This window comes from Pseudomonas sp. C27(2019) (genome assembly GCF_008807395.1).
Classification (GTDB): domain Bacteria; phylum Pseudomonadota; class Gammaproteobacteria; order Pseudomonadales; family Pseudomonadaceae; genus Denitrificimonas.
On record NZ_CP043320.1, the window covers coordinates 1,068,426 to 1,091,686 of the forward strand.

At 48.9% G+C, this 23,261-nt stretch carries 22 protein-coding genes and 1 pseudogene; 15 read left to right on the forward strand and 8 right to left on the reverse strand.

The annotated features are described in order from the left end of the window. Positions 1-47: 47 nt before the first annotated feature. The 12 genes and pseudogenes from FXF61_RS04990 (at position 48) to FXF61_RS05045 (ending at position 10,551) form a co-directional block, all read left to right on the forward strand. Positions 48-653 carry a DUF4823 domain-containing protein gene (locus FXF61_RS04990; RefSeq protein ID WP_151184222.1) on the forward strand — a complete coding sequence of 202 codons (606 nt, stop codon included), beginning with the start codon at positions 48-50 and terminating at the stop codon, positions 651-653. Positions 654-668: 15 nt separating this feature from the next. Then, positions 669-1,226: a DUF1285 domain-containing protein gene (locus FXF61_RS04995; protein ID WP_151184223.1), complete on the forward strand. Its 558-nt coding sequence runs from the start codon at positions 669-671 to the stop codon at positions 1,224-1,226. Positions 1,227-1,314: 88 nt separating this feature from the next. Continuing rightward, positions 1,315-2,247: an ABC transporter ATP-binding protein gene (locus FXF61_RS05000; RefSeq protein ID WP_151184224.1), complete on the forward strand. Its 933-nt coding sequence runs from the start codon at positions 1,315-1,317 to the stop codon at positions 2,245-2,247. Then, positions 2,244-3,023, forward strand: coding sequence for an ABC transporter permease (locus FXF61_RS05005; protein WP_151184225.1), 780 nt, complete (start codon positions 2,244-2,246; stop codon positions 3,021-3,023). The genes FXF61_RS05000 and FXF61_RS05005 overlap by 4 nt, the downstream gene beginning before the upstream one ends. Positions 3,024-3,107: 84 nt before the next feature. Further along, complete coding sequence (fliE, locus tag FXF61_RS05010) at positions 3,108-3,443, forward strand: flagellar hook-basal body complex protein FliE (RefSeq protein ID WP_151184226.1); 336 nt, start codon at positions 3,108-3,110, stop codon at positions 3,441-3,443. Between the two features lie 12 nt (positions 3,444-3,455). Next, entirely contained in the window at positions 3,456-5,228 is a 1,773-nt protein-coding gene (gene fliF, locus FXF61_RS05015; protein ID WP_151184227.1) for a flagellar basal-body MS-ring/collar protein FliF, read from the forward strand. Next, complete coding sequence (gene fliG, locus FXF61_RS05020) at positions 5,221-6,234, forward strand: flagellar motor switch protein FliG (RefSeq protein ID WP_151184228.1); 1,014 nt, start codon at positions 5,221-5,223, stop codon at positions 6,232-6,234. The genes fliF and fliG overlap by 8 nt, the downstream gene beginning before the upstream one ends. Positions 6,235-6,236: 2 nt before the next feature. Continuing rightward, positions 6,237-7,004 (forward strand): annotated as a pseudogene (gene fliH, locus FXF61_RS05025) (flagellar assembly protein FliH); the annotation flags it as partial. Positions 7,005-7,262: 258 nt separating this feature from the next. After that, on the forward strand, positions 7,263-8,621 hold the full coding sequence (fliI, locus tag FXF61_RS05030) for a flagellar protein export ATPase FliI (protein ID WP_151184230.1): 1,359 nt from the start codon (positions 7,263-7,265) through the stop codon (positions 8,619-8,621). Positions 8,622-8,633: 12 nt separating this feature from the next. Further along, positions 8,634-9,086: a flagellar export protein FliJ gene (gene fliJ / locus FXF61_RS05035; RefSeq protein WP_151184231.1), complete on the forward strand. Its 453-nt coding sequence runs from the start codon at positions 8,634-8,636 to the stop codon at positions 9,084-9,086. Positions 9,087-9,126: 40 nt separating this feature from the next. After that, positions 9,127-9,798 carry a DNA-3-methyladenine glycosylase I gene (locus FXF61_RS05040; protein WP_151184232.1) on the forward strand — a complete coding sequence of 224 codons (672 nt, stop codon included), beginning with the start codon at positions 9,127-9,129 and terminating at the stop codon, positions 9,796-9,798. Positions 9,799-9,885: 87 nt separating this feature from the next. Next, the gene (locus tag FXF61_RS05045) at positions 9,886-10,551 is read left to right on the forward strand and encodes a C40 family peptidase (protein ID WP_151184233.1); all 666 of its coding nucleotides are present in this window, start codon (positions 9,886-9,888) and stop codon (positions 10,549-10,551) included. Positions 10,552-10,655: 104 nt separating this feature from the next. On the opposite strand, the gene trpB is transcribed toward FXF61_RS05045, so the two are convergent. The 3 genes from trpB to FXF61_RS05060 form a co-directional block, all read right to left on the reverse strand. Beyond that, on the reverse strand, positions 10,656-11,858 hold the full coding sequence (gene trpB / locus FXF61_RS05050; protein ID WP_151184234.1) for a tryptophan synthase subunit beta: 1,203 nt from the start codon (positions 11,856-11,858) through the stop codon (positions 10,656-10,658). Positions 11,859-12,588: 730 nt separating this feature from the next. Then, on the reverse strand, positions 12,589-13,056 hold the full coding sequence (locus FXF61_RS05055; protein ID WP_151184235.1) for a DUF1456 family protein: 468 nt from the start codon (positions 13,054-13,056) through the stop codon (positions 12,589-12,591). Positions 13,057-13,082: 26 nt separating this feature from the next. Beyond that, entirely contained in the window at positions 13,083-13,799 is a 717-nt protein-coding gene (locus FXF61_RS05060) for an rRNA pseudouridine synthase (protein ID WP_151184236.1), read from the reverse strand. A 190-nt stretch (positions 13,800-13,989) separates the two neighbouring features. Between FXF61_RS05060 and FXF61_RS05065 the strand changes: the two genes are divergently transcribed. After that, on the forward strand, positions 13,990-15,579 hold the full coding sequence (locus tag FXF61_RS05065) for an ABC-F family ATPase (protein WP_151184237.1): 1,590 nt from the start codon (positions 13,990-13,992) through the stop codon (positions 15,577-15,579). 19 nt (positions 15,580-15,598) lie between these two features. Here the strand turns inward: FXF61_RS05065 and FXF61_RS05070 are convergent, their stop codons facing one another. Beyond that, the gene (locus FXF61_RS05070) at positions 15,599-15,877 is read right to left on the reverse strand and encodes a peptidylprolyl isomerase (RefSeq protein WP_151184238.1); all 279 of its coding nucleotides are present in this window, start codon (positions 15,875-15,877) and stop codon (positions 15,599-15,601) included. Positions 15,878-16,158: 281 nt separating this feature from the next. On the opposite strand from FXF61_RS05070, the gene FXF61_RS05075 reads away from it, so the two are divergent. Continuing rightward, positions 16,159-18,225, forward strand: a complete 2,067-nt coding sequence (locus FXF61_RS05075; RefSeq protein ID WP_151184239.1) for a TonB-dependent siderophore receptor — start codon at positions 16,159-16,161, stop codon at positions 18,223-18,225. Between the two features lie 413 nt (positions 18,226-18,638). Then, positions 18,639-18,875, forward strand: a complete 237-nt coding sequence (locus tag FXF61_RS05080; protein ID WP_151184240.1) for a DUF2789 family protein — start codon at positions 18,639-18,641, stop codon at positions 18,873-18,875. A gap of 230 nt (positions 18,876-19,105) precedes the next feature. Here FXF61_RS05080 and FXF61_RS05085 read toward each other — a convergent pair whose 3' ends face one another. From FXF61_RS05085 to FXF61_RS05100, 4 genes are read right to left on the reverse strand one after another with little or no spacing between them, the layout of a single operon-like run. Continuing rightward, entirely contained in the window at positions 19,106-20,341 is a 1,236-nt protein-coding gene (locus FXF61_RS05085; RefSeq protein ID WP_151184241.1) for an NnrS family protein, read from the reverse strand. Continuing rightward, entirely contained in the window at positions 20,338-21,126 is a 789-nt protein-coding gene (locus tag FXF61_RS05090; RefSeq protein WP_151184242.1) for an ABC transporter ATP-binding protein, read from the reverse strand. Before FXF61_RS05090 ends, FXF61_RS05085 begins: the two co-directional genes overlap by 4 nt. Next, positions 21,123-21,917 carry an ABC transporter permease gene (locus tag FXF61_RS05095; protein WP_151184243.1) on the reverse strand — a complete coding sequence of 265 codons (795 nt, stop codon included), beginning with the start codon at positions 21,915-21,917 and terminating at the stop codon, positions 21,123-21,125. The genes FXF61_RS05090 and FXF61_RS05095 overlap by 4 nt, the downstream gene beginning before the upstream one ends. Next, entirely contained in the window at positions 21,914-22,936 is a 1,023-nt protein-coding gene (locus tag FXF61_RS05100; protein ID WP_218571854.1) for an ABC transporter substrate-binding protein, read from the reverse strand. Before FXF61_RS05100 ends, FXF61_RS05095 begins: the two co-directional genes overlap by 4 nt. Positions 22,937-23,261: the final 325 nt, after the last annotated feature.

Genomic DNA, 23,261 nt, shown 5'->3' on the forward strand with positions numbered 1-23,261 from the left:
TATGAAGCCTTGCACGCTATTCTTTTGACGCTAGAGGTGAAGGTTATATGCGCCAATTATTATTGATCATACTGGCAGTGGCCCTGGCATCCTGCATGAAAGTCAGTGATTTAACTGCTGAAGCAGGCTACCAGTTGCGCGATGTGGGCTTGCTCAATCACAGTGAAATACAACGCACCAATAATTGGCGTTTGCAGGCTGACTCCTATATTTACATCAGTCAGGGGCTTTTTATTCCGCTGGGGCATCCTTCCGCGCCGCCAAATATCGTGGCTGATGAGGCCTTCAGCGCCTTTGTTGAGTACTTCCCGCGCGTGCGCCGCGCCACTGCACCGCAGGGCTACGAGGAAGCGCTACAGGCCGCCCGTCAAGCAGGTGCGCATTATTTGCTGTATACGCGCTTTGCGCAAGGCAATGACCGTGTGGGCAACTTTAAAGAGCTGATAGACAAGAATGAAAGTGGCGCGCGTATTGGTGTTGATCGCGGTGCGATTCATTTGATGTTGGTTGAAGTGGGCAGTGGCTATTTAGTGGATATGTCTAATATCCGCAATCGTGGCGGTTTTTTAACGTTTTACAATAATAAGCCTGAGGACTTAATACGCCCGCCGCTGCGTCAGTACGCACGCCGTTTATTAGGTTTTAAGCTTTAGCATATAGGCTTGATTATGACTGACATAGATGCTGTAGATGTGCTGCAACGCTTAGCCGCTACTGCTGAACGTTTATCGTACAACAGTGATTGGAATCCAACCCAGTGCGGTGACAGTCAGATGCGCATTGCCAGCGATGGCCGTTGGTTTTATCAAGGCAGTCTGATTGCACGCCCAGCCTTGGTGCAATTGTTTTCGCGTTTATTGCGCCGTGAAGGCGAACAATATTTTCTGGTTACACCAGTTGAGAAGCTCAGTATTGAAGTTGAAGATGCGCCCTTTGTCTCGATCAACACCTCTATCCAAGGTGAGGGGACTGAGCAAAAGCTGTATGTCACCACCAATTTGCACGATACCCTTTGTGTCAGTGCAGAACATCCATTATGGGTAGTTGTTGACCCACTTACGCAAGAGCCAGCGCCTTATGTCTCGATTGGCGCTAACTTGGCTGTGCGCGTGCAACGCAGTGATTTTTATCAGCTGGTTGACCATGCGCAAGAGCGGCTGATGGATGGGGAAAGGGTTATGGCGGTATTCAGTGCCGGTGAATGGTTTAGTTTGGGGCGACTGTAAAGCGCTGACTGTGGTGAGGCACTTGCAATATCTAGGGCTCGTCCCCATGTCTTACAATTAAACAGAATGTTTGTGTGTACTTATTATTATGACTTTTGCCTTATCAATTAAACAGTTACGAAAAAGTTATGCCAATGGCTTTGAGGCCTTAAAAGGGGTTGATTTAGAGGTCGCCGAAGGTGATTTTTTTGCTTTACTTGGTCCCAACGGTGCCGGCAAATCCACAACCATTGGGATTCTTTCAACTTTGGTGACTAAAACCAGTGGCAGCGTGCAGGTCTTTGGTCATGATTTAGACACAGATCCTTTGGCTTTAAAGCGTTGTATTGGTTTGGTGCCGCAGGAGTTTAACTTTAATCAGTTTGAAACCGCGCAAAATATTTTAACTACACAAGCGGGCTATTACGGTATCAAGCGTAAAGTTGCGCGAGTGCGGGCAGAGATGCTGCTCAAGCAGTTGGGACTGTGGGAAAAGCGCAATGAGGCCTCGCGGATGTTGTCCGGCGGTATGAAACGCCGTTTGATGATCGCTCGTGCTTTAATGCATCAGCCACGCTTGTTGATTCTTGATGAGCCAACTGCTGGTGTCGATATTGAGCTGCGCCGCTCGATGTGGGAGTACTTAACAGAGCTCAATGAACAAGGTACAACCATTATCCTGACCACGCATTACCTTGAAGAAGCTGAGCAGCTGTGCCGCAATATTGCGATCATTGATCATGGCACTATTGTTGAAAACACCAGCATGCGTGCTTTGTTAGGTCAGTTATCAAAAGAGACGTTTTTACTTGATTTAAAAGCAACGCAAACGCAAGCGCCAGAGCTTGAAGGCTATCCTGCGCAGCTGATTGATGAGTGTACGCTTGAGGTACAGGTTGAAAAACATCGAGGCCTAACTGATTTATTCACTCAGTTGTCCGCGCAGGGCGTGGAAGTGTTAAGTATGCGCAACAAAAGCAACCGACTGGAAGAGCTGTTTGTGTCACTGGTAGAAAAAAACTTGGAGGGTGATCGAGCATGAGCGCGCAATGGCAATCAAACTGGGTCGCTTTACAAACGATCGTCTATCGCGAAGCGCGTCGCTTTTTACGCATTTGGCCGCAAACCTTGCTACCGCCAGCGATTACGATGGTGTTGTACTTTGTTATTTTCGGTAATCTGATTGGCAGCCAGATTGGCGATATGCATGGCTTTACTTACATGCAATATATTGTCCCAGGCTTAATAATGATGACGGTGATCACCAACTCTTACAGTAACGTGGTCTCCAGCTTTTTTAGTGCTAAGTTCCAGCATTCTATTGAAGAGTTAATGGTGTCGCCGGTTTCACCGCATACGATTTTGATTGGTTTTGTTATTGGCGGTATTTTACGTGGCCTTGGTGTGGCCTGTATTGTCTCTATATTATCGCTATTCTTTACTGATCTGCAGATTCACAATTTAGCCATAACGGTGGTGGTGATTGTCTGTACCTCGGCGGTATTTGCTCTCGGTGGTTTTCTAAACGCAATTTTTGCGCGCAACTTTGATGATATTTCGATTATTCCCTCCTTCGTCTTAACTCCCCTGACGTACCTTGGTGGAGTGTTTTACTCGATTGATATGCTAGGGCCTTTTTGGAAAAGTATTTCAATGGCTAACCCTATCCTGCATATGGTCAATGCTTTTCGTTACGGTATTTTAGGCGTATCGGATATTGACATCAGTGTGGCGATTGCCTTGATGCTGCTGACCACTTTAATTCTTTATACCGTGTGCGTACGTTTATTAATTTCAGGGCGTGGCATGCGCACTTAGATTATCCATTTTACTAGTTGGCCTGGAAATTGCTTTTATCTCAGTAAGTGTCGCAAAGCGTCAAAGAAGCGATGGGAGATAAAAATGAGCCAAGGTATAGAATTTAATCGGTTGATGTTAGAAATGCGTGCCATGCAAGCTGATGCTATGGCGCGCACTGCGCCGACTGCTGCTGCACAGACAGCACCAGCAGACGGGCCGAACTTTGCTGACATGCTAGGGCAGGCGGTTGGTAAAGTGAATGAAACTCAGCAAGCATCAAACCAGCTCGCTAAAGCCTTTGAAATGGGGCAAAGTGGCGTCGATTTGACCGATGTTATGATTGCCTCACAAAAAGCGAGTGTGTCATTCCAAGCAATGACGCAAGTTCGAAATAAGCTGGTTCAGGCTTATCAAGATATTATGCAGATGCCAGTTTAGGGGCGATAGATCATGGTTGACGCAACAGCAAACACACCACAAACCACGGGGCAGCCTGCCAAGCCAGCCTTTGCAGGGTTAGCATTTTTAGAAAATTTATCGCAAATGCCTGCTTTACGTCAGGTTGCGTTATTGGTCGGCTTAGCGGCCAGCGTAGCGATAGGCTTTGCAGTTGTTTTGTGGTCACAAGAGCCTGATTACCGGCCCCTGTATGCCAGCTTAACTGGTTTAGATGCCAGTCAAGTGGTAGAAACATTAAGCACTGCCGGCATCAGTTATCGGGTTGAGCCTAATTCTGGCGCCTTGTTGGTCAAAGCGTCAGATTTAGCCAATGCGCGTTTGCAGCTTGCTACAGCGGGCGTAACGCCAACGGATAGCTCTATTGGTTTTGAAATTCTCGATAAAGAACAAGGCCTAGGCACCAGTCAGTTTATGGAAACAACCCGTTACCGTCGTGGTTTGGAGGGTGAGCTAGGGCGTACCGTTTCCAGTTTAAACAATGTTAAAGCCGCACGTGTCCACCTTGCTATTCCGAAAAGCTCTGTGTTTGTGCGTGATGAGCGCAAGCCTAGTGCGTCGGTGTTGGTAGAGCTGTACCCTGGGCGTAGCCTTGAGCCAAGCCAGGTGATGGCCATCATTAATTTGGTTGCCACCAGTGTGCCTGAGCTGAACAAAGCGCAAGTCACTGTTGTTGACCAAAAAGGCAATTTATTATCTGACCAACATGAACTATCGGCCATGGCTCGTGCCGGTAAACAATTTGATTATTCACGCCGTCTTGAAGATTTATTTACTCAGCGCGTACATAACATCTTGTTGCCTATCTTGGGTGCTAATCATTACAAAGCTGAGGTGTCGGCTGATGTTGACTTCAGTGCTATTGAGTCGACCTCGGAAACCTTCAATCCTGATCAACCCGCGCTGCGCAGCGAGCAGTCTGTGATTGAGCAACGTCAAGTCAGCAGTGGCCCACAGGGTGTGCCTGGTGCGCTCAGCAATCAACCACCGGGTGCTGCAGCAGCGCCGCAAGTAGCTGGTGGGGCGGCAGCCGCAGACGGGCCAGTGGCTGCTGGTCAACCCTTATTGGATGTTAATGGCGAGCAAATTATTGACCCGACAACGGGCCTGGCCATGCTGGCGCCTTACCCGAATGACAAGCGTGAGCAGTCAACCCGCAATTTTGAGTTGGATCGTTCGATCAGCTATACCAAGCAAGACCAGGGGCGTTTGCAGCGTTTATCTGTTGCCGTTGTTGTTGATGATCGCGTCATTGTTAACCCTGAAACCGGTGAGGCCACGCGTATTCCATGGGCAGAGCAAGATATTGCCCGCTTTACCCGCTTAGTTCAGGACGCTGTTGGTTTTAATGCCAGTCGTGGTGACAGTGTCAGTGTGATTAATGCGCCTTTTGCAGCGGTGCAGGCAGAGGAAATCATAGAAATTCCCTTTTACACTGAACCTTGGTTCTGGAATATTGTTAAGCAAGTATTGGGCGTTGTCTTTATCTTAGTGTTGGTCTTTGGTGTATTGCGCCCCTTGCTGCGTAATGTAGTCGGAGCAGGCGCGTCAAAAGAGCTGGCTGCGCGCAAGCAATTGACTGATGAAGACGACCCTAGTATGGATTTAGAAGAGGATCGTGTCAGTCTCGGTGGGCCGCAAAGTGTATTATTACCCAGCCCAACTGAAGGCTATGATGCCCAGCTTAACGCCATTAAAAGCTTGGTTGCTGAGGAGCCTGGGCGCGTGGCAGAAGTTGTAAAACAATGGATTAACGCTGATGAGTGATAAAGCTATGAGCAAGCTTAGTAAAGTTGATAAGGCCGCGATTTTGCTGCTATCACTTGGTGAAACCGATGCTGCGCAAGTTCTACAGCATATGGGGCCTAAAGAAGTGCAGCGAGTTGGTTCAGCGATGGCGCAAATGCGCAATATACATCGCGACCAAGTTGAGCAGGTTATGGGCGAGTTTGTTGAAGTGGTTAGTGATCAAACTGGTCTAGGTGTTGGCGCTGATGGTTATATTAGAAAAATGCTGACTCAAGCGCTGGGCGAAGATAAAGCCGGTAACCTAATTGATCGTATTCTTTTGGGCGGTAATACCAGCGGTTTAGACAGTCTTAAATGGATGGAGCCACGCGCAGTTGCTGATGTGATTCGCTATGAGCACCCACAGATTCAAGCCATTGTTGTTGCTTATTTAGATCCTGATCAGGCCGGTGAAGTATTAGGCCATTTTGATCATAAGGTGCGTCTGGATATTATGCTGCGGGTTTCAGCGCTTAATACGATTCAACCTGCGGCACTTAAAGAGCTTAATACTATTTTAGAGCGACAGTTTTCTGGCAGCTCCAATACCTCGCGCACCACTATGGGCGGGGTAAAGCGGGCAGCAGATATCATGAATTTCTTAGACAGTTCTGTCGAAGGGCCATTGCTTGATGCAATTCGTGAGCTTGATCAAGACCTATCAGGGAAAATCGAAGACCTTATGTTTGTCTTTGATAACTTGGCCGATGTTGATGATCGTGGTATTCAGTCGTTGCTACGTGAAGTCTCTTCGGATGTTTTAGTGCTAGCGCTCAAGGGTGCTGATGAAGCGATCAAAGAGAAAATCTTTAAAAACATGTCAAAGCGTGCCTCTGAATTGCTGCGTGATGACTTAGAGGCGAAAGGGCCGGTGCGTATCAGCGAAGTTGAATCGGCACAAAAAGAAATCCTTACCATTGCCCGCCGCATGGCAGAAGCCGGAGAAATTGTGCTGGGTGGTAAAGGTGGCGAAGAGATGCTGTAGTTATGACTGATAAAAAACCCAGCAGTGAGCTTCTTAGCGCGCAACAAAGTGAGGCTTTTAGTCTTTGGGATTTGCCCAGTTTTGATCAGCCGAGCGAAGAACTGGCTGTAGAGCCGGGAGTGACTGAAGGCGACGCTGCAGTTGAAGACAGCGTGCGCGTTGAAGAGGTTACCATAGAAGACGTCAAACCTTTGACGCTTGATGAGGTTGAGGCGATTCGCCAAGATGCTTGGAATGAAGGTTTTAGCACCGGTGAAAAAGATGGCTTCCATGCTGGACAACTTAAAGCCGCGCAAGAAGCAGAGGTTGCATTAGCCAGTAAAGTGCAGACGCTGGAAAATATTATGCGCGAGCTGTTCGAGCCGATTGCCAATCAAGATCAGCAGCTTGAAGAAGCAATGCTTGAGTTGGTTCTGCAGATCAGTCAGCAAGTCATTCAGCGTGAGCTGAAAATTGATTCCAGCCAAATTAAACAGGTGGTACGTGAGTCGCTCAAACTGTTACCCATCGGCAGCGAAGCGGTGCGCGTATATATCAATCCGCAGGATTTTGAGCAGATTAAAGCACTGCGCGAGCGCCATGAAGAAAGCTGGAAAATTATAGAAGACGATGAACTGTTACCAGGCGGTTGTCGTTTTGAGTCAGTCAACACGCAAATCAATGCCAGCATTGAGACCCGCATTGAGCATATCGCTACGCAGATTTTAGAGCAGCAGCGAGAGTTAAAAAGCCAGCCTCTTGAGCCTGACTTGCAGGTTGATCTTGAAGCCGTAGATAGCACGCTTGAGCAGCCTGTAGAAACAGTAGAAGCCACAGAAGTGTTGGATGAACCTGTTGCGCAGTCTTCACTCGCAGAGCAACAGGTCGCAGCTGATCATCAGCAAGCTCTATCTGAGCAGTCGCAGGTTGCAGAGCCTAAGCCTATACATGCTGATACGCTTGATAGTGATGCTGACATGCCGGATAGTGCAGCAGATAAAGAGCCGGCCATTGATGACGCGCCGCCTGTTAACTGACTTGGAGACTGTATGCAACTGCAGCGCACCCGTTTTGCCACCCGTCTAGCCAGCTATAAAAGCGCTGTTCAGCTGTCTAAACAACCGCTGGTTGAGGGTCGTCTGATTCGCATGGTGGGCTTGACCTTAGAAGCACAAGGCGTACATGTACCGGTCGGCAGCCGTTGTTTGGTGATTAATAATGATGGCTATCAAGCGGTACAAGTGGAAGCTGAGGTCATGGGCTTTTCCGGCGAGAAAGTCTTTTTGATGCCCATTGGCAACCTCAATGGTATTGCTCCAGGTGCTCGCGTGGTGCCGATGGCAGGCACTGATCGCATGCCAATGGGCCTGTCGATGCTGGGACGGGTTTTGGATGGTGCTGGGCGCCCGCTAGATGGTAAAGGGCGTATCGAGGCTGAAGAGTGGGTGCAGATGGAAGGGCCGGCAATTAACCCTCTACAACGTCATCCCATCAGCGAACCTCTAGATGTAGGGATTCGCAGTATCAATGGTTTGTTAACTGTGGGCCGCGGCCAGCGTATTGGTTTATTTGCCGGTACCGGGGTCGGTAAAAGTGTATTGCTGGGCATGATGACACGTTTTACCAAAGCCGATATTGTGATTGTCGGCTTGATTGGTGAACGTGGCCGTGAAGTGAAAGAGTTTATTGAAGATATTCTCGGTGAAGAAGACCTTAAGCGCGCCATTGTCGTGGCGTCACCGGCGGATGATGCGCCGCTGATGCGCTTACGTGCGGCGATGTACTGCACGCGTATAGCCGAATACTTTCGTGATAAAGATTACAATGTTTTGCTGCTGATGGATTCTTTAACCCGCTATGCGCAGGCGCAGCGTGAAATCGCCTTGGCAATCGGTGAACCACCAGCCACTAAAGGGTATCCACCCTCGGTATTTGCTAAATTACCTAAATTGGTGGAGCGTGCCGGTAATGCTGAGCAAGGGGGTGGTTCGATTACCGCTTTCTACACTGTTTTGTCCGAAGGTGATGATCAGCAAGATCCCATTGCCGATGCCGCGCGTGGGGTGTTGGACGGTCACTTTGTCTTGTCCCGAGACTTAGCACAAGAAGGTCATTATCCTGCGATTGATATCAGCGCCTCAGTCAGTCGAGTGATGCCGCAAGTGGTCTCTGAAGAACATTTGCAAGCCGCGCATTTCTTTAAAAAGTTGTGGACGCGCTACCAGCAGAGTCGTGACCTTATTAGTGTTGGCGCCTATGTCGCCGGTGGTGATAAAGATACAGATTTAGCCATTGAACGCTATCCGTACATGTCCGCCTATTTACGACAAGGGTTGCGTGAGACGGAAACACTTGAAAAAAGTACAGAGCATCTATTTACTGTCGCTCATCCTGCACCCCTAAGTTAAGTTGAACCTCGGATGAATAAACGTATCCAGCGTCTATTGCCGGTAGTTGATATGGCGCAAACTGCAGAGCGTGAAGCCACGGCTAAACTCAATCAGTATCAAAACGCTTTGCAGAAAGCACAGCAACAGCTGCAAAACTTACAGCAATACCGAGATGACTATCAGCAGCAGTGGATTGATAAAGGTCAGAGTGGTGTGAGCGGTCAGTGGTTGATGAACTATCAACGTTTTTTATCACAACTCGAAACAGCGGTCAGTCAGCAAGAAAAGAGCGTGCTGTGGCATGAGCAAAATGTCAGTCTCAGCCAGGCAACATGGCAGCAAGCCTATGCGCGTTTAGAGGGCTTGCGTAAGTTGGTGCAACGCTACCGTGAAGAAGTGAGAAAGTCCGCTGACAAGCAAGAACAGAAACTTTTAGATGAAATGGCGCAGCGTCTAATGGCGCAACATGCCAAACAAGACTGATTAACTGCAGGCAATAGCTGCAGAGAACATGGATAACCTTATGCGCGACGTTCAATGGATGCTTGAGTATGGCATCAATCGTTTTGGTTCGCTGGCCGCCCTAGAAGCACGTTTGCCTAAACCTGCCACAGCTGCTGAGCTTGCCGCTATGAGTGATGATCGTTATCTGTCGTTAATGGCCTTGCGAGTGTTCCGTGCAGGCTTGCGGCACAGTGTTGTCGATGCTAAATGGCCGAACTTTGAAACTGTTTTTTGGGGTTTTGACCCTGAAAAAGTGGTGCTGATGAGCGCTGAGCATATTGAGCGTCTGATGCAGGACACGCGTATTATTCGCCATCTAGGTAAACTCAAAAGCGTGCCACGCAATGCGCAGATGCTGTTAGATATCCGTCAGGAGCACGGCAGTTTTGGTGGGTTTATAGCACAATGGCCTGAGCAGGATATTGTTGGACTGTGGCGATACTTAGCTAAACGAGGTTATCAGCTGGGTGGTTTGTCAGCGCCGAGTTTTTTACGCATGGTTGGCAAAGATACTTTTGTGCTGGGCGGCGATGTTGTAGCGGCGTTAATTGCACAAGATATTGTTACAAAACACCCAACCAGTCAGCGTGATTTAGCGGCTGTGCAGGCGGCGTTTAATACGTGGCAAGCTCAGAGTGGGCGGCCACTGTGTCAGATTTCCATGATGCTTGCTTTGACGGCGAATCATTGAGCAAGTCACATTTATTGATCAATACATTTGCACTTTGCGGCAATGCAAGGCATATTGCACCGCTAAATCCGAAAGTATTTTGTATGTATGTCTAAATTAATCAAAAGCATCGCGTGCGGTGTCAGCTGTTTAGTCTTGGCCTCTTGTGCCAACTTAAACGTCGAACAGCACGAAGTGTCTTCAGTTAAGCGAGACACAATTGAACTGAGCTCACGTGCCTTAGTTGAAGTTTTAGATCGTTTTGAAGAGGCGCAGCAGACAGTTGTGCAACTGCAAGAAGAAACAGGCATTACTGATTATGAGCTTCCGAGTTTAAGTGATAGCTTGTTGGATCGTGGTAAGACCTTGCTGGGTACACCGTATCGTTATGGTGGTGCCAGCCGTAAGACGGGTTTTGATTGCAGTGGCTTTGTCGGCCATGTGTATAGAGAAGAATTAGGTATCAAGCTGCCACGTACCACAGGCGGCTTGTTGAAGATGGATGCACCCGTTATTGCGCGCTCTGACTTGGAGCCCGGCGATTTAATCCTGTTCAATGATCGTGGCCGTGGTCGCGTCAACCATGTTGGTATTTACATGGGTGATGATCAGTTTATCCATTCATCCAGCAAGCGCAGCGGTGGAGTGCGGGTTGATAAGCTCAGCAGTCGATATTGGAATGCCAGCTACTTACAAGCTAAGCGTGTTCTAACTGAAGACGAAGCTAAAGAACCAGAAAAACAAGCTCAACTGTTATCTAAAATTATTGAATAAATACCCTGTTTTAACACCGCTCTGACAGCCTAGATAATTATTCAGCACTTGCTTAAAAATACCGCTGCGTGAATGAATAGCGCAGCGGTATTTTTTTGCCTGAATTATAGTTTGAGCAGATCCGCAACGTAGTCAGCGTCTTTATCACCACGACCGGATAGATTGACCAGAATCGTTTGCTCAGCAGTCAGTGTTGGCGCTTTGCGCATCGCCCAAGCGACCGCGTGTGCGCTTTCCAGTGCTGGAATAATGCCTTCCACGCGCGACAAACGCATAAACGCATCTAAGGATTCTTGATCGTTGACGCTGTCGTACTGGACGCGCCCTAAGTCTTTTAAATAGCTGTGCTGTGGTCCCACGGCCGGGTAGTCTAGGCCTGAAGCAATTGAGTGTACTGATGCAGGGTTGCCCTCAGCATCTTCTAACACATAGCAGGCCATACCGTGTAAGTGGCTGGGTTTACCCTTGGTTAGTGTTGCTGAGTGACGCTGCGTATCTAAACCTTCACCAGCAGGCTCAACGCCAACCAGCTGTACATCTTTATCATTGAGGAAAGCCGTAAACATGCCGATCGAGTTAGAGCCACCGCCAACGCAGGCAGTAACGTAGTCAGGCAGGCGCTGGTGGCGCTCAAGGAACTGCTGGCGCGCTTCTTTGCCAATGATCGACTGGAAGTCACGTACCATTTTGGGGAAGGGGTGTGGGCCAACCACAGAGCCGATGGCGTAAATAAACTCTTCGGGGTTTTTTAAGTATTCTTCAAAGGCACTGTCGACGGCTTCTTTTAATGTGGCTGCACCACGGGTCACCGGAATTAAAGTGCAGCCTAAGATCTTCATCTTAACCACATTGGGGTGTTCTTTTTCGATATCGGATTGGCCCATATGAATTTCACAGGGAATGCCGACCAAGGCGCAGGCTGTTGCCAGTGCGACACCGTGTTGCCCGGCGCCAGTTTCGGCAATCACTTTCTTTTTACCCATAAACTTGGCCAGTAGGGCTTCGCCAAGGCAGTGGTTAATTTTATGTGCGCCGGTGTGATTGAGGTCTTCGCGCTTTAAGTAAATCTGCGCACCGCCGAGCTGCTCGCTTAACCGTTTAGCATGGAAAATAGGACTTGGGCGACCAACATAATCAGCAAATAAACCAGCCAATTCAGCTTGAAACTCAGGGCACGCGCAAATTTTTTCATAGGATGCATTGATATCATCCATGATGGCTTTTAGGTGGTCAGGCACGTACTGACCGCCATAAGGGCCGAAATAACCCTGTGCATCAGGCATAGCAGCAAACGTTTCGGTGCTCATTGGTAAGTTTATCCTTCAAAACGTATAAATTTATAGATTATCGCAGGGTGAATATTTATGTTCGCGATAAGAGGCTGCTTGGTGCTTTCACGCGGGCACAAGTGCCCGCCCTTGTATTTGCATGCCCGTCGCTTTGTATGTCCCATCGCTTTGCTTGGGCCGTAGGGCGGGCACTTGTGCCCGCGATTAGACCCCGTGGGCATAAATGCCCACCCTACCGTTTATCGCGGCCTTGTTGCTCGTCTGCAATACACAAGGGCGGTTATTTATCCCCGCGATTACGCCCGCTCACTTTCACAGCAATGGTCAATTATATCCGTACGATTACGCCCGCTCACTTCCACAACAGTGGTCAATTATACCGGCACGATTACGGTCAATATATTGCGTGATTGCGGCCTTGTATCGTAGGGCGGGCACTTGTGCCCGCGATTAGACCCCGTGGGCATAAATGCCCACCCTACCGTTTATCGCGGCCTTGTGGCTCGTCTGCAATACACAAGGGCGGTTATTTATCCCCGCGATTACGCCCGCTCACTTTCACAGCAATGGCCAATTATATCCGTACGATTACGCTCGCTCATACCCGTAAAATAATCAATTATACCGACACTATTACGTCGCTCATACCCATGGTTGCGATCTTCATGTGCAGAGGATAATCGCATGCGAATTTCACTCGCTTATACCCACAGTTGCGACCTGTTGTGCGCGCGACAATCCTCCTGCTTTATTGAGCATCTGGGCGATAACGCAAGGTCAGCCCTTTGAGAAACTGACGCAGCAACTGATCACCACATTCGCGGTAATTGTTGTGGCCAGGTTTTCTAAATAATGCGCTGAGTTCAGGCTTGGATACATCAAAATCGACGGAACGCAAAATATCGATCAGGTCAATTTCGTGCAAAGCAAACGCCACACGTAATTTCTTTAAAACAGTATTGTTGGTCAATGGCAATTCAGTAGCTGGTGCGGGGTGTGGGCTTGGGCCGCGCTCACTGAGAATTAGACTGTCTAAAAAACCCACCATTAACTCATCGTCCATGCGTACAAAGGATTCATCCTCTTCGCTGGCTAAGTAGCCACGCAAAGTGGCTATATCAAGTTCGGGTTCTACGTCGTGCAGCATATCCAATAGAGCGCTATCACTTAGGTTTAGGGTGTAGCGAATGCTGCGCAGTACATCGTTATTTAGCATAGAGATTCTCGGCAAACAAAAAGGGATTAAAATTTTTGGCTCGGGCTGCAGTAACGCCATTGACCGAGTGGTAATTTACCCATGGAAACAGCGCCAATACGGATGCGCTTCATGGCTAGCACCTCAAGATCAATGCTGGCACATAAGCGCTCAATCACGCCCTCAGACGGATCTTTAAGTACCATGCGAATATGTTCTTCGTTTTGTTGGCTGGCTTTGCAGCCTGGTAGACCAACACCATTGATCATTTGCGCATGCGCCAGACGTTTCAGTTTTTGCGCGCTGATCTCGCCTGAGACTTGCACCACATATTCTTGCTCAAGCCGGGTGCGATCATCGGTGAGTTTGCGCAAGGTGCGCCAGTCTTGGGTAAACACTTGCAAGCCAGTGGCGTTATCTTGCAGAGGCAGTTCACTGCTTAAGCGAGCAAAGTGGCCTTTAAGCTGCAAAATATCGCTGGGGTCTTCGTCCCAGCGGCTCTCTGGCTTTAACAGTGCCAACTGTTGCTCAAGAGTAACGCTAGGGATCAGCGGTTGATTAAGTAGCAGAGTAATCGCCGGCAAAGGTTCAGCGACTGCATTGGCGCGTAATTCAACCACATGGTTGCTGATGGGAAATTGGGGTTCGTCAATGATAGCGCCATTGACCAGCACCCAGCCGCCTTCAATGTAGAGTTGTGCCTCACGCCGAGAGCAGCCGAGTAAGTTAATTAAATGTTTTGAGAGTCGAACAGAATCAGTCATAAGGAAAAGCCAAAATAGAAGCGCACAGTATACTGTGTCTGCCTGTTTTATACAGTGCGCGGCCAGTATTATGGCTGGTGTCTGTCTGCTGACTTTACTCTGCTCAGCATTGTGCGTGTTGCTGGCGGCCAAAAAGTGTACAATCGCGGCCTTTTAACGCATTCGCGTCTCGACTACTCAGGATTTATTTGTGATTTCCACAGCTAATATCACCATGCAATTTGGTGCAAAACCCTTATTTGAAGATGTCTCTGTAAAATTTGGTAACCACAACCGTTATGGTTTGATCGGTGCCAATGGCAGTGGTAAATCAACCTTTATGAAAATTTTAGGCGGCGACCTTGAGCCATCGGCCGGCCATGTGATGTTAGAGCCGAATGTGCGCATGGGTAAATTACGCCAAGATCAGTTTGCCTACGAGCAATTTACTGTGATTGATACGGTCATCATGGGCCATGAAGAGCTGTGGAAAGTTAAAGCTGAGCGCGACCGTATTTATTCCTTGCCAGAAATGAGTGAAGCAGACGGTATGGCCGTGGCTGAGCTGGAAACTGAGTTCGCAGAAATGGACGGCTACACTGCCGAGTCGCGCGCCGGTGAGTTATTGCTGGGTCTGGGCATTGGCGTCGATGAGCACTTTGGCCCGATGAGTGAAGTCGCGCCAGGTTGGAAATTGCGCGTACTGCTGGCGCAAGCGCTGTTCTCTGATCCTGAAGTGCTGCTACTGGATGAGCCAACCAACCACTTGGATATCAATACCATCCGCTGGCTGGAAGGCATTCTAAGTAACCGTAACTGCACCATGATTATCATTTCCCACGATAGACACTTTCTTAATAGTGTATGCACGCATATGGCTGACTTGGACTACGGTGAAATTCGCCTGTTCCCCGGTAACTACGATGAATACATGACCGCTGCCACGCAACTGCGTGAGCGATTGCTGGGTGATAACGCCAAGAAAAAAGCGCAAATTGCTGAGTTGCAAACCTTCGTCAGCCGCTTCTCAGCCAACGCCTCTAAGGCCAAGCAAGCCACCAGCCGTGCCCGCGCCATTGAGAAAATCCAGTTGGATGAAGTGAAACCGTCCAGCCGTATCAGCCCCTTTATTCGCTTTGATCAAAGCAAAAAGCTGCACCGTCAAGCAGTGGTGCTGCACGAGTTGAGCCAAGGCTTCGATGGTGAGGTGTTGTTTGATAATCTCAACCTGCAGGTTGAAGCTGGTGAGCGTGTGGCGATCCTCGGCCCCAACGGTATCGGTAAAACCACTTTGTTGCGCACTTTAATGGGCGAACTGACCCCTATGAGTGGTCACGTGAAATGGACCGATAGCGCTGAAATTGGCTATTACGCACAAGATCACGCTGATGACTTTGCCGATGACATGAACTTGTTTGACTGGATGGGGCGCTGGACCACTGAAGGCGAGCAAATGGTACGCGGCACCTTAGGCCGTATGCTGTTTTCTGGTGATGACATTGAAAAATCTGTCAAAGTGATTTCCGGTGGTGAGCAAGGCCGTATGCTGTTTGGCAAACTGATTTTGCAAAAGCCGAATGTGCTGGTGATGGATGAGCCGACTAACCACTTGGATATGGAATCCATTGAAGCCTTGAACCTAGCGCTGGAAAACTACCCAGGTACGCTAATCTTTGTCAGCCATGACCGTGAGTTTGTTTCATCCTTGGCCACGCGCATTATTGAGCTGAGCGAGCATGGCATCAAAGACTTTAGCGGTACCTATGATGATTACCTGCGCAGCCAAGGCGTATTGGTTTAAGCGTGTCACACCTCGCCACTTAGTCGCGAAAAAACACGTGAACTAAGTGGTAACCAAACGAAGATTTAACCGGTCCGTGAATCATCCGCACGGGCTTTTTAAAGATGACATTATCAATTGATTTGACCAGTTGCCCTGGGCGCACCTCACCTAAATCACCGCCTTTCTTGCCGGACGGGCAGGTTGAATACTTGCGCGCCAATTTGTCAAATGGGTCACCTTTATCTAATCGAACTTTAATTGCCTCTGCTTCTTCCTTGGTTTTTACTAAGATATGTCGCGCCATTGCTTTGGCCATAAAATATTCCCCAGCTCAAATAATCGCAGCAGTTTAACCTGTTTTACTTGAGTTTTGCGCACGATCACTGCATTGCTGTATCGAGCATTGGCGAATAGCGCTGCTATAAACGACAAAATTGCATTGATAAAAGCAAGGTGGTGCGCTGCATTATCTACTTCTTTTGAGAGAATTTTAGGTCTTTTGATAAAAATCAATTGAGAGTGATTATCATTTAGATTATAGTGTCGCGCATTCACTGTTCATACTTAATGTCCTTACCAATGCGGAGCATCTGTTCTATGTCCTTTCCTTTATCGCGATTAACCTTGGCCTGTTTGGCTGCCATCAGTGTGCCGGCGTATGCTGCTGACTTGCAGCTTGATGACAGCGTTGTCACCGCGCGCGGCTATGCCAGCGATAGCTTTGATACACCACAAGCTATCAATGTGATTAAACCGCAAGCGACCAGCCAAGGGCCTGCGGGCAACTTGTTGCGTGGTCAGCCCGGTATGGCCCTACAAAGTGATGGTGCATGGGGGCAAAACCCAGTACTGCGGGGTTTAAAGCGCGAAAGCGTGGTGGTGATGGTCGATGGTTTTCGAGTGAACTCGGCACAACCGCAGGGGGCGTTGGCTTCATTTCTAGATTTAGGTCTGCTCGACCGTGTTGAAGTCGTGAAAGGCCCAGGCTCTGTGATGCATGGCAGCGGTGCTATGGGTGGTGTGGTGAATTTGCTGACCCCAGAGCCACGCTTTACTGATCAGGCCGAGCTGGGTGGACGTTTTGGTGCCTCGGCCAGCAGCGTTGATCATGGCTACAGCGGTGCGCTGCTGTTGCAAGGCAGTAATGCCGAGCAAGGCTTTGTCGTTGGCATTGCCGGACGTGATGTCGGTAATTATAAAAGCCCCAATGGCCGTGAGAAAAAGACCGGTTATGAGTCCGACACGCTATTGTTAAAGTACCAGCATAAAATCGCTGATGACTACGTGCTGCGCGCCAATGTGCAGCACCACAATGATGATGACGTCTGGTACCCTGGCTCTGCGCGTACCGCAGGCAAACCAGGTGGTGAAGGCTTGCCGCCACCTCTGGGCAAGGTCACCATTCACTCGCCTAAGCAGCAGCGCGAGATGTATGCCTTGGGTTTGGATGCACCATTGCTGGGCGGCACGCTGTCAACGGATGTGTACCGTCAAGAGGTCTATCGTGAGATTCGCGCCTATTCGAAAAATTTAAACCGTGACTGGGTACGCAATGATGTCAGCTTTATTACCCATGGTTTACGCAGCCAATGGAACGGTGCGCTAACGGATTCACACTGGCTGACAGTGGGTGTGGATGGTTGGAAGATGACCGGTGATCCAGAGCGTTATATGGATAACAATGCACCGTTGTTTAATAACAACATGCGTAACGACCCCTTTAAAGACGGTGAAGTGACCTCGCTGGGGGTGTTTGTGCAAGACGAGTTTTCCATTGGCAGTACATTAATGACGGCAGGCTTGCGTTATGATCGCACCAAGGGTGATGCGAAAGTGAAAGGGACAGGACCAGCGGCGCAAACCACCGGTTTAAGTAACAGCAGCAATAATCTGTCATGGTCGTTGGGTGCAGTACAGCCGCTCACCGATACTTTAAATCTGTATGCCAATGTCGGCCAAGCCTACCGTGCACCTGATATGCGCGAGCGCTTTGAGGATTCAGCACGCGGCGACAGTTATTATCATATCGGTAACCCGCAGTTGGACTCTGAACGTTCGAGTAGTGTTGAGTTGGGTTTAAAAGGGCGTGATGGTTTACAGGCTTTCCAGTTGGCCGCGTTTTACACCCGCATTGATGACTATATTGCTGGGCGTGTGACTGGAAAAAAACACGTCAACGGTATGGATATTAAACGCACTGAAAACCTCGATAAAGTCGTGATCTATGGCCTTGAGGGCAATTTAGAAGTGCCGCTCAGTGTGTTTGTGGTGGATGCAGGCTTTACTTGGATGCGTGGTAAAAACAAGCAAGACAATGAGCCGCTGTACCAAATGCCTGCCAATGAGTTGCGTCTGGGTATTGGCCAGCCGGCTGAGCGTGGTTTTTCTTGGCACACAGGTTTGCGTGCTGTAGCTAAGCAAGACCGTATCGCTAAGAAGTTCAGTAATGGCAGTGAAGATAAAACTGATAGCTTTATTACCGCCGATGCGCGTGTAGGTTATGGCTTTGGTGCGCTGGCTGGCTTAAAAAGCAGCCATGTTGACCTGCAGTTGAGCAACTTAACCAATGAAAAATACCATGAGCATCTGACTGATGGTCTCAGTGGCCAAGAGTTAAAAGCTGCAGGTCGCGGTGTGACACTGGCCTTTAGCGGCGCGTTTTAACGCTTGTGAAGGAGGGTGGGGCTGCCAATAAGATGCATGCCTTAAAAGGCTGGCAGCTTATCCTCCACAAAACCAGCTGCCAAAAAACTTGGCGCAGTCAAACAGTTAGCCGTTGTCAGTAAAACTTACTGTGCTAAGTTTGTTCTTCCCTCAACGAGCCCGTTCTGGGCTCGATTCGGGCGCTGCGCCATTCATGGCTGCGCTTGCCACAGACCTAGCGCAGCACTCATGAATATCTGTCATGTTGGCTCGATTTGCGCAAGACTCCTTAAGAACACAACCGTTGTCAGTGCATCTGCCTGCCAAGCAGGCAGATGCAACACATTGCCTGCCTTGCTGTGAGCTAGTATGGGCAAAGTTGTAGAATTGCGGGTATGGTTATCCAGCAAACACTAAATATGGAGAGCAGTCTTATGCCTACAACAGTACGTATGACTAACTTGTTTTTACAGTTGGGCTTGGATGCAACGCCTGAGGGTGTTGCGCGATTCATTAAAGAGCATCGCTTGGCAGATGATGTGAATTTGCTCGATGCTGAGTTTTGGAATGCTGGGCAGCGTCAGTTCCTAGAAGAAAAGCTCAACTCTGATGGCGAGTGGGCGCTGGTGGTTGATCAGCTTAGCGAAGCTTTACGTGCGCCTGATACATAAGGGGAGTGCTATTTGTGCTTAAGGCACTGCGCTGTAGTCATCTGAGCCTCTATGCAAGGCAGAGGCTCAGATGACGTAATGCATCACTCCAGCATGCGCAGGGGTGTTGCAATAAAAGGTGTACAGCCTTTATTTATTGCAACAACTGCAGTGCCAATATCCGTTGTGTAAAGCAGTTGCTGGGACTTTGTTTGCTTAAAATGCCTATGACTTAGTGCAATAAAAAACCACTACTGACTCTCTATAAGCGGCTCAGCACAGCCTGCTTGGCCATCGCTGCGTGCTGTGGTTAATATTCTAAACAAGTACGCTGTATACAAGGCAAAACCAGCCATCCAGAGCATGCCTGACAGTACAAGCAGTGAGTTGTACCACAGCATCGCGCTATAAAAACCAGCATAAGCACGCACCAATGCAGCGACAACAAAGAGTACCGCCGCAATCGGTATCCACAGTCTGCGATCCAGCCACAAACCAGAGTGGATACGCGAAACAATACTCATGATGGTAAAAATCGACAGTGACATTGTCCCCGCAGTGAGCAGGTGGCGGCCTGCTGAGGGCAGCACAGGCGCACCTAAATAAGAGGCCCCCAATAGCCCGTAACCCAGCGCCATCAGCCAATAGGTGCCGTAGAGCATTAAGGCTAGACGTGTGAACAAGGGGCGGCCCACGTGCCAGTCATTGAGTAGGTTAAAAACCGCCGCCATGGCTGCCAATGCTGTCCAGCCGGTAACCGGATGTGCACCCAAGATAAATTCAGACAGAGCGCAGATAACAATCAGCGATATGGCTAAATAGCGACGTGGTGGCCGTGCCAAATAAGGGGTGGCATCGGGATCACTGGTTCTTTCTTTATGCTCGACTCGATTATTGACTACGCTCATGGAGACACGGCTGGTGGCGATAATAATCAATATCATCAGCATGTGTATACCAGCGTACAACCAAGCTAATGCAACAGCCGGATCAGCTAAAGTGACAAAAAAACCTGTCTGTAAAATAGCTAAACCAACAACGCTTAATGGAAAACTGATCTGTTTGCGTAGTGGATCACGCCATACCGGTGGGCCGATATACATCAGCAAGCCCAGCCAAAAAACCAAATTAAAGAATAGAGCAGGCCAAGGTGTCATCCACATGGCCAATAAATAACAGAGACGCGCAGCCAGCCATAAGGCCACTAAAATAAATAAAGGCTGTCGCCCCAACGGCTCGCTGCTGGTGAACTCGGGGATAGCAGTTAAAGCAAAGCCTGCTGTGGCCGCTGCGGCAAAACCAAAAATCAATTCATGTCCATGCCACAGTAGCCAACCGCCAGTGATTGACCAGTTTCCCAACCAGCCTTGTAAAGACAGCAACCACAAGGCCATAAAAAGTATGGCGCTGGTTGCTGTTAGCAAAAAGAAGGGGCGAAAGCCGCATAATAAAAGTGGTGATTGCAAACAGCGATTTAACAGGCTCATGCGATAGCTTCCAGGTGTGGCTTATCGGCATGCGCAGCAGCAGTAAGCGGATCTGCATTTAGGCCAAAGCCAACTCGAATATTCTCGTTTGCCATCAGTTCTGCAGTGGTTTGGTAAATCCAAGCATCATTGCGTTCAGCATGCGGTTGTTTTAAAGGAAACTCACCAATCAAGCGCCCTGGCTCAGGAATCATCATAATAATGCGGTCAGCTAAACGCACCGCTTCCATTAAATCGTGGGTAATCATCAAAACAGCAGTGCCGCGTTTGGTAATATGCTGGCGCAATAACGCATACAGCTCCAACTTTAAACCAATATCCAAAGCAGAAAATGGCTCATCCAAGAGTAACAGGTCAGGCTGGATAATTAAGGCGCGGCCAAGGGCAATTCGGCTTTGCATACCGCCGGATAATTCATGCGGGTATTTGCTTAAGTCGTCTTGGCTTAAGCCTAAGCGTGCTGCGATGTGCTGTGCTTGTTGCTGGCGCGCGTACTTGGGGATGTTTAACGCTTTTAAGCCGAGCGTGATGTTATCTTCGGCTGTTTTCCAAGGCAGTAAACGCGGCTCTTGAAACATACAGGCGGTATCTTTAAAAGTATTATCAATCACTGCTTCAGTGGGTGTCAGTAAATCGGCAATGATGTGCAGCAGGGTGCTTTTACCGCAGCCTGATGGACCCACCAGAGCGAGTGTTTCACCGGCATGTAAATCCAGATTGATATCATTGAGTATCTCGGTTAAAGCATACTTATGCCTTAAGTTGCGGATATGTAATGCTTTCATTGACTGACCCCCAATCGCCAGCGCTCTAGATGTCGCTTAATCGGCTCTAGCAGCAAATATTCAGTTGCCAGTAGCACGCCCAGCACTGCAACCACCCACGCCAAGGTGGACGATGTATCAAGTTGCGCGCGTGATACTGCTAAAGCAGCACCAATACCGTCAGAGGTGCTAAGTAATTCTGCCATCACCACAACTTTCCATGATGTACCCAGCGCAGTAATCCATGCCGGAAACAAGTAAGAGGCCAAGTGCGGCAAATAAATATCGGTGAGGCGCATATGCCATGGTAAGTGGTAGACCTGTGCCACAGCTTGCAGGTGGTTGTCTAAGGTGCGTGTGCCCTGCATGGCGCCGGCAAAGACAATCGGTAAGCAGGCGACAAATACGGTAAACACTGGCGTTGCATCACCTAAACCAAACCACAGCATCGCCAGCACTAACCAAGCAATGGGTGGCATGCCTAACAGTAAAGTGATCAGTGGGCGTGCGAGCATTGAGGTGGTAACGGAAAAGCCAGCAAACATGCCGAGCAGACTACCCACAGCTAAGGCTAGAGCCAAACCATAGAGCGTGCGCCGACCAGAGATGATCAGTTCAGGGCCAGCGATCCCGCTGCTGAACATCAGCTTTAATTGCGCGATAACATCCTGCGGGCCGGGTAGGATTAAATCACCGTAGTGTTGTCCAGCCAGTTCCCAAGCGGCACAAAACAACAACAAACTTGCTAGTGCACCCCAGCCGCTCCAGAGGTAACTGAGGGTATTGGGTAAAAAGTTTTTCAGTTTATTCATTGCTCTGGGCTATTAGGGTTGGCGTAGAAGTTAGCATCGGGCAGTTTGCCGCCGACGGATGCCGGTTGTTTATCAAGCAAGAGCTGAAAAAAGTCTTCTAACTCTTGTTGTGCAGCAACGGCTGTTGCGTAGTAATTGTTTTGCGCAGCTAGGGCATCACTGACTGCTGTAGCTGAAAGCATAGGGATCTCAGCTGCGACTTCATCGCCGCATTGTTGTTGATTGTCTTGGCACCACTGCATGGCGTGTGCGTAAGCACTTTCAAAGCGGGCAACCAGCTCAGTGTTTTGCCGCTTATCACCCAGTACCGTAATACCTGCTTGTGGAATACGTGCTTGCGTGCCCATCACGCGCCCCCATTCTTGCTGCAAATCGACACTGCGGTGCAAATCAGGTGCGATCAGGGAAACAGGGAAGGATTTGGTTTTGCGCAGCGCCATAGAAACAGCAGGTTCAGACAGTAAAGCATGGTCAACACGGCGCATAATCAACAGTTGCATGGCGTCCATCGGCGTCGCGGTGTAGTTGAGTTTGAAGTCTTTATTGGGCGTGATGCCCTGCTGGGTAGCAAGGTGAGTAAAAACGATGTCTGGCATATCTGCACGAAAAGGGATGGCAATCTCTTGGCCTTTAAAATCGGCCAATGTTTGCATACTCGGATCACGTGAAATCATCCACAGCACGCCCCATTGCGAGACGTTGAGTAGCGCCAGTGGTGCGCCACGGTTATATAGGTTGGCAGCGACATTGGTCGGCATGGCAATAAAATCAACTTCACCATTGAGTGCCAAAGCGCGTAGTTGGTCGGGATTGTTCCAGACAATGAATTCAACTTCGTCGGCAATATCAGCCAAGCCATTGCTTGCCAGCAAGTGAATTAAGCCATTGGAAACACCAGCAGGTGGGCCGGCAATCACAAGTTTCTTCAGAGGTAATGACGTATTAGCTGAGGCGGTAGTAGCGAGCAGGCTGAAAAAACCGAATAGGCCTAAACAAATTGAGGCCATTATTTTAGTCATAGGTTTCACGCTGGTACTCCAATTGGCTGTGCTGATGGATTGTAATGTTTTGCTTAAACTGAAACGGCAAAACCTAATCCAGCAAATAATAATCAGTCTCATTTACTGAGTAGCTTAAAGAATAAGACCCTGTAATGACAATGATTATTATCAGATTTCATGGAAAACCTTGCGATCTTAGTGTGGTAGAGGCTAATGAGGCGCTTGCAAAACGGCAGCCATGGCTCATTCTACTGTTCAATATAGTTAAGCTGCAACCGGTAGCAGGCACATGAGTTGCTGCAGGAGTACCCTAGCATTTGAAATAAGAGAAATAGCTGTCATC

What these genes read in the sequence shown, in the direction of transcription:
- FXF61_RS04990 (WP_151184222.1), top strand. Translation starts at nt 48, where the DNA reads ATGCGCCAATTATTATTGATCATACTGGCAGTGGCCCTGGCATCCTGC.
- FXF61_RS04995 (WP_151184223.1), top strand. Translation starts at nt 669, where the DNA reads ATGACTGACATAGATGCTGTAGATGTGCTGCAACGCTTAGCCGCTACT.
- FXF61_RS05000 (WP_151184224.1), top strand. Translation starts at nt 1,315, where the DNA reads ATGACTTTTGCCTTATCAATTAAACAGTTACGAAAAAGTTATGCCAAT.
- FXF61_RS05005 (WP_151184225.1), top strand. Translation starts at nt 2,244, where the DNA reads ATGAGCGCGCAATGGCAATCAAACTGGGTCGCTTTACAAACGATCGTC.
- fliE (WP_151184226.1), top strand. Translation starts at nt 3,108, where the DNA reads ATGAGCCAAGGTATAGAATTTAATCGGTTGATGTTAGAAATGCGTGCC.
- fliF (WP_151184227.1), top strand. Translation starts at nt 3,456, where the DNA reads ATGGTTGACGCAACAGCAAACACACCACAAACCACGGGGCAGCCTGCC.
- fliG (WP_151184228.1), top strand. Translation starts at nt 5,221, where the DNA reads ATGAGTGATAAAGCTATGAGCAAGCTTAGTAAAGTTGATAAGGCCGCG.
- fliI (WP_151184230.1), top strand. Translation starts at nt 7,263, where the DNA reads ATGCAACTGCAGCGCACCCGTTTTGCCACCCGTCTAGCCAGCTATAAA.
- fliJ (WP_151184231.1), top strand. Translation starts at nt 8,634, where the DNA reads ATGAATAAACGTATCCAGCGTCTATTGCCGGTAGTTGATATGGCGCAA.
- FXF61_RS05040 (WP_151184232.1), top strand. Translation starts at nt 9,127, where the DNA reads ATGCGCGACGTTCAATGGATGCTTGAGTATGGCATCAATCGTTTTGGT.
- FXF61_RS05045 (WP_151184233.1), top strand. Translation starts at nt 9,886, where the DNA reads ATGTCTAAATTAATCAAAAGCATCGCGTGCGGTGTCAGCTGTTTAGTC.
- trpB (WP_151184234.1), bottom strand. Translation starts at nt 11,858, where the DNA reads ATGAGCACCGAAACGTTTGCTGCTATGCCTGATGCACAGGGTTATTTC.
- FXF61_RS05055 (WP_151184235.1), bottom strand. Translation starts at nt 13,056, where the DNA reads ATGCTAAATAACGATGTACTGCGCAGCATTCGCTACACCCTAAACCTA.
- FXF61_RS05060 (WP_151184236.1), bottom strand. Translation starts at nt 13,799, where the DNA reads ATGACTGATTCTGTTCGACTCTCAAAACATTTAATTAACTTACTCGGC.
- FXF61_RS05070 (WP_151184238.1), bottom strand. Translation starts at nt 15,877, where the DNA reads ATGGCCAAAGCAATGGCGCGACATATCTTAGTAAAAACCAAGGAAGAA.
- FXF61_RS05075 (WP_151184239.1), top strand. Translation starts at nt 16,159, where the DNA reads ATGTCCTTTCCTTTATCGCGATTAACCTTGGCCTGTTTGGCTGCCATC.
- FXF61_RS05080 (WP_151184240.1), top strand. Translation starts at nt 18,639, where the DNA reads ATGCCTACAACAGTACGTATGACTAACTTGTTTTTACAGTTGGGCTTG.
- FXF61_RS05085 (WP_151184241.1), bottom strand. Translation starts at nt 20,341, where the DNA reads ATGAGCCTGTTAAATCGCTGTTTGCAATCACCACTTTTATTATGCGGC.
- FXF61_RS05090 (WP_151184242.1), bottom strand. Translation starts at nt 21,126, where the DNA reads ATGAAAGCATTACATATCCGCAACTTAAGGCATAAGTATGCTTTAACC.
- FXF61_RS05095 (WP_151184243.1), bottom strand. Translation starts at nt 21,917, where the DNA reads ATGAATAAACTGAAAAACTTTTTACCCAATACCCTCAGTTACCTCTGG.
- FXF61_RS05100 (WP_218571854.1), bottom strand. Translation starts at nt 22,936, where the DNA reads ATGACTAAAATAATGGCCTCAATTTGTTTAGGCCTATTCGGTTTTTTC.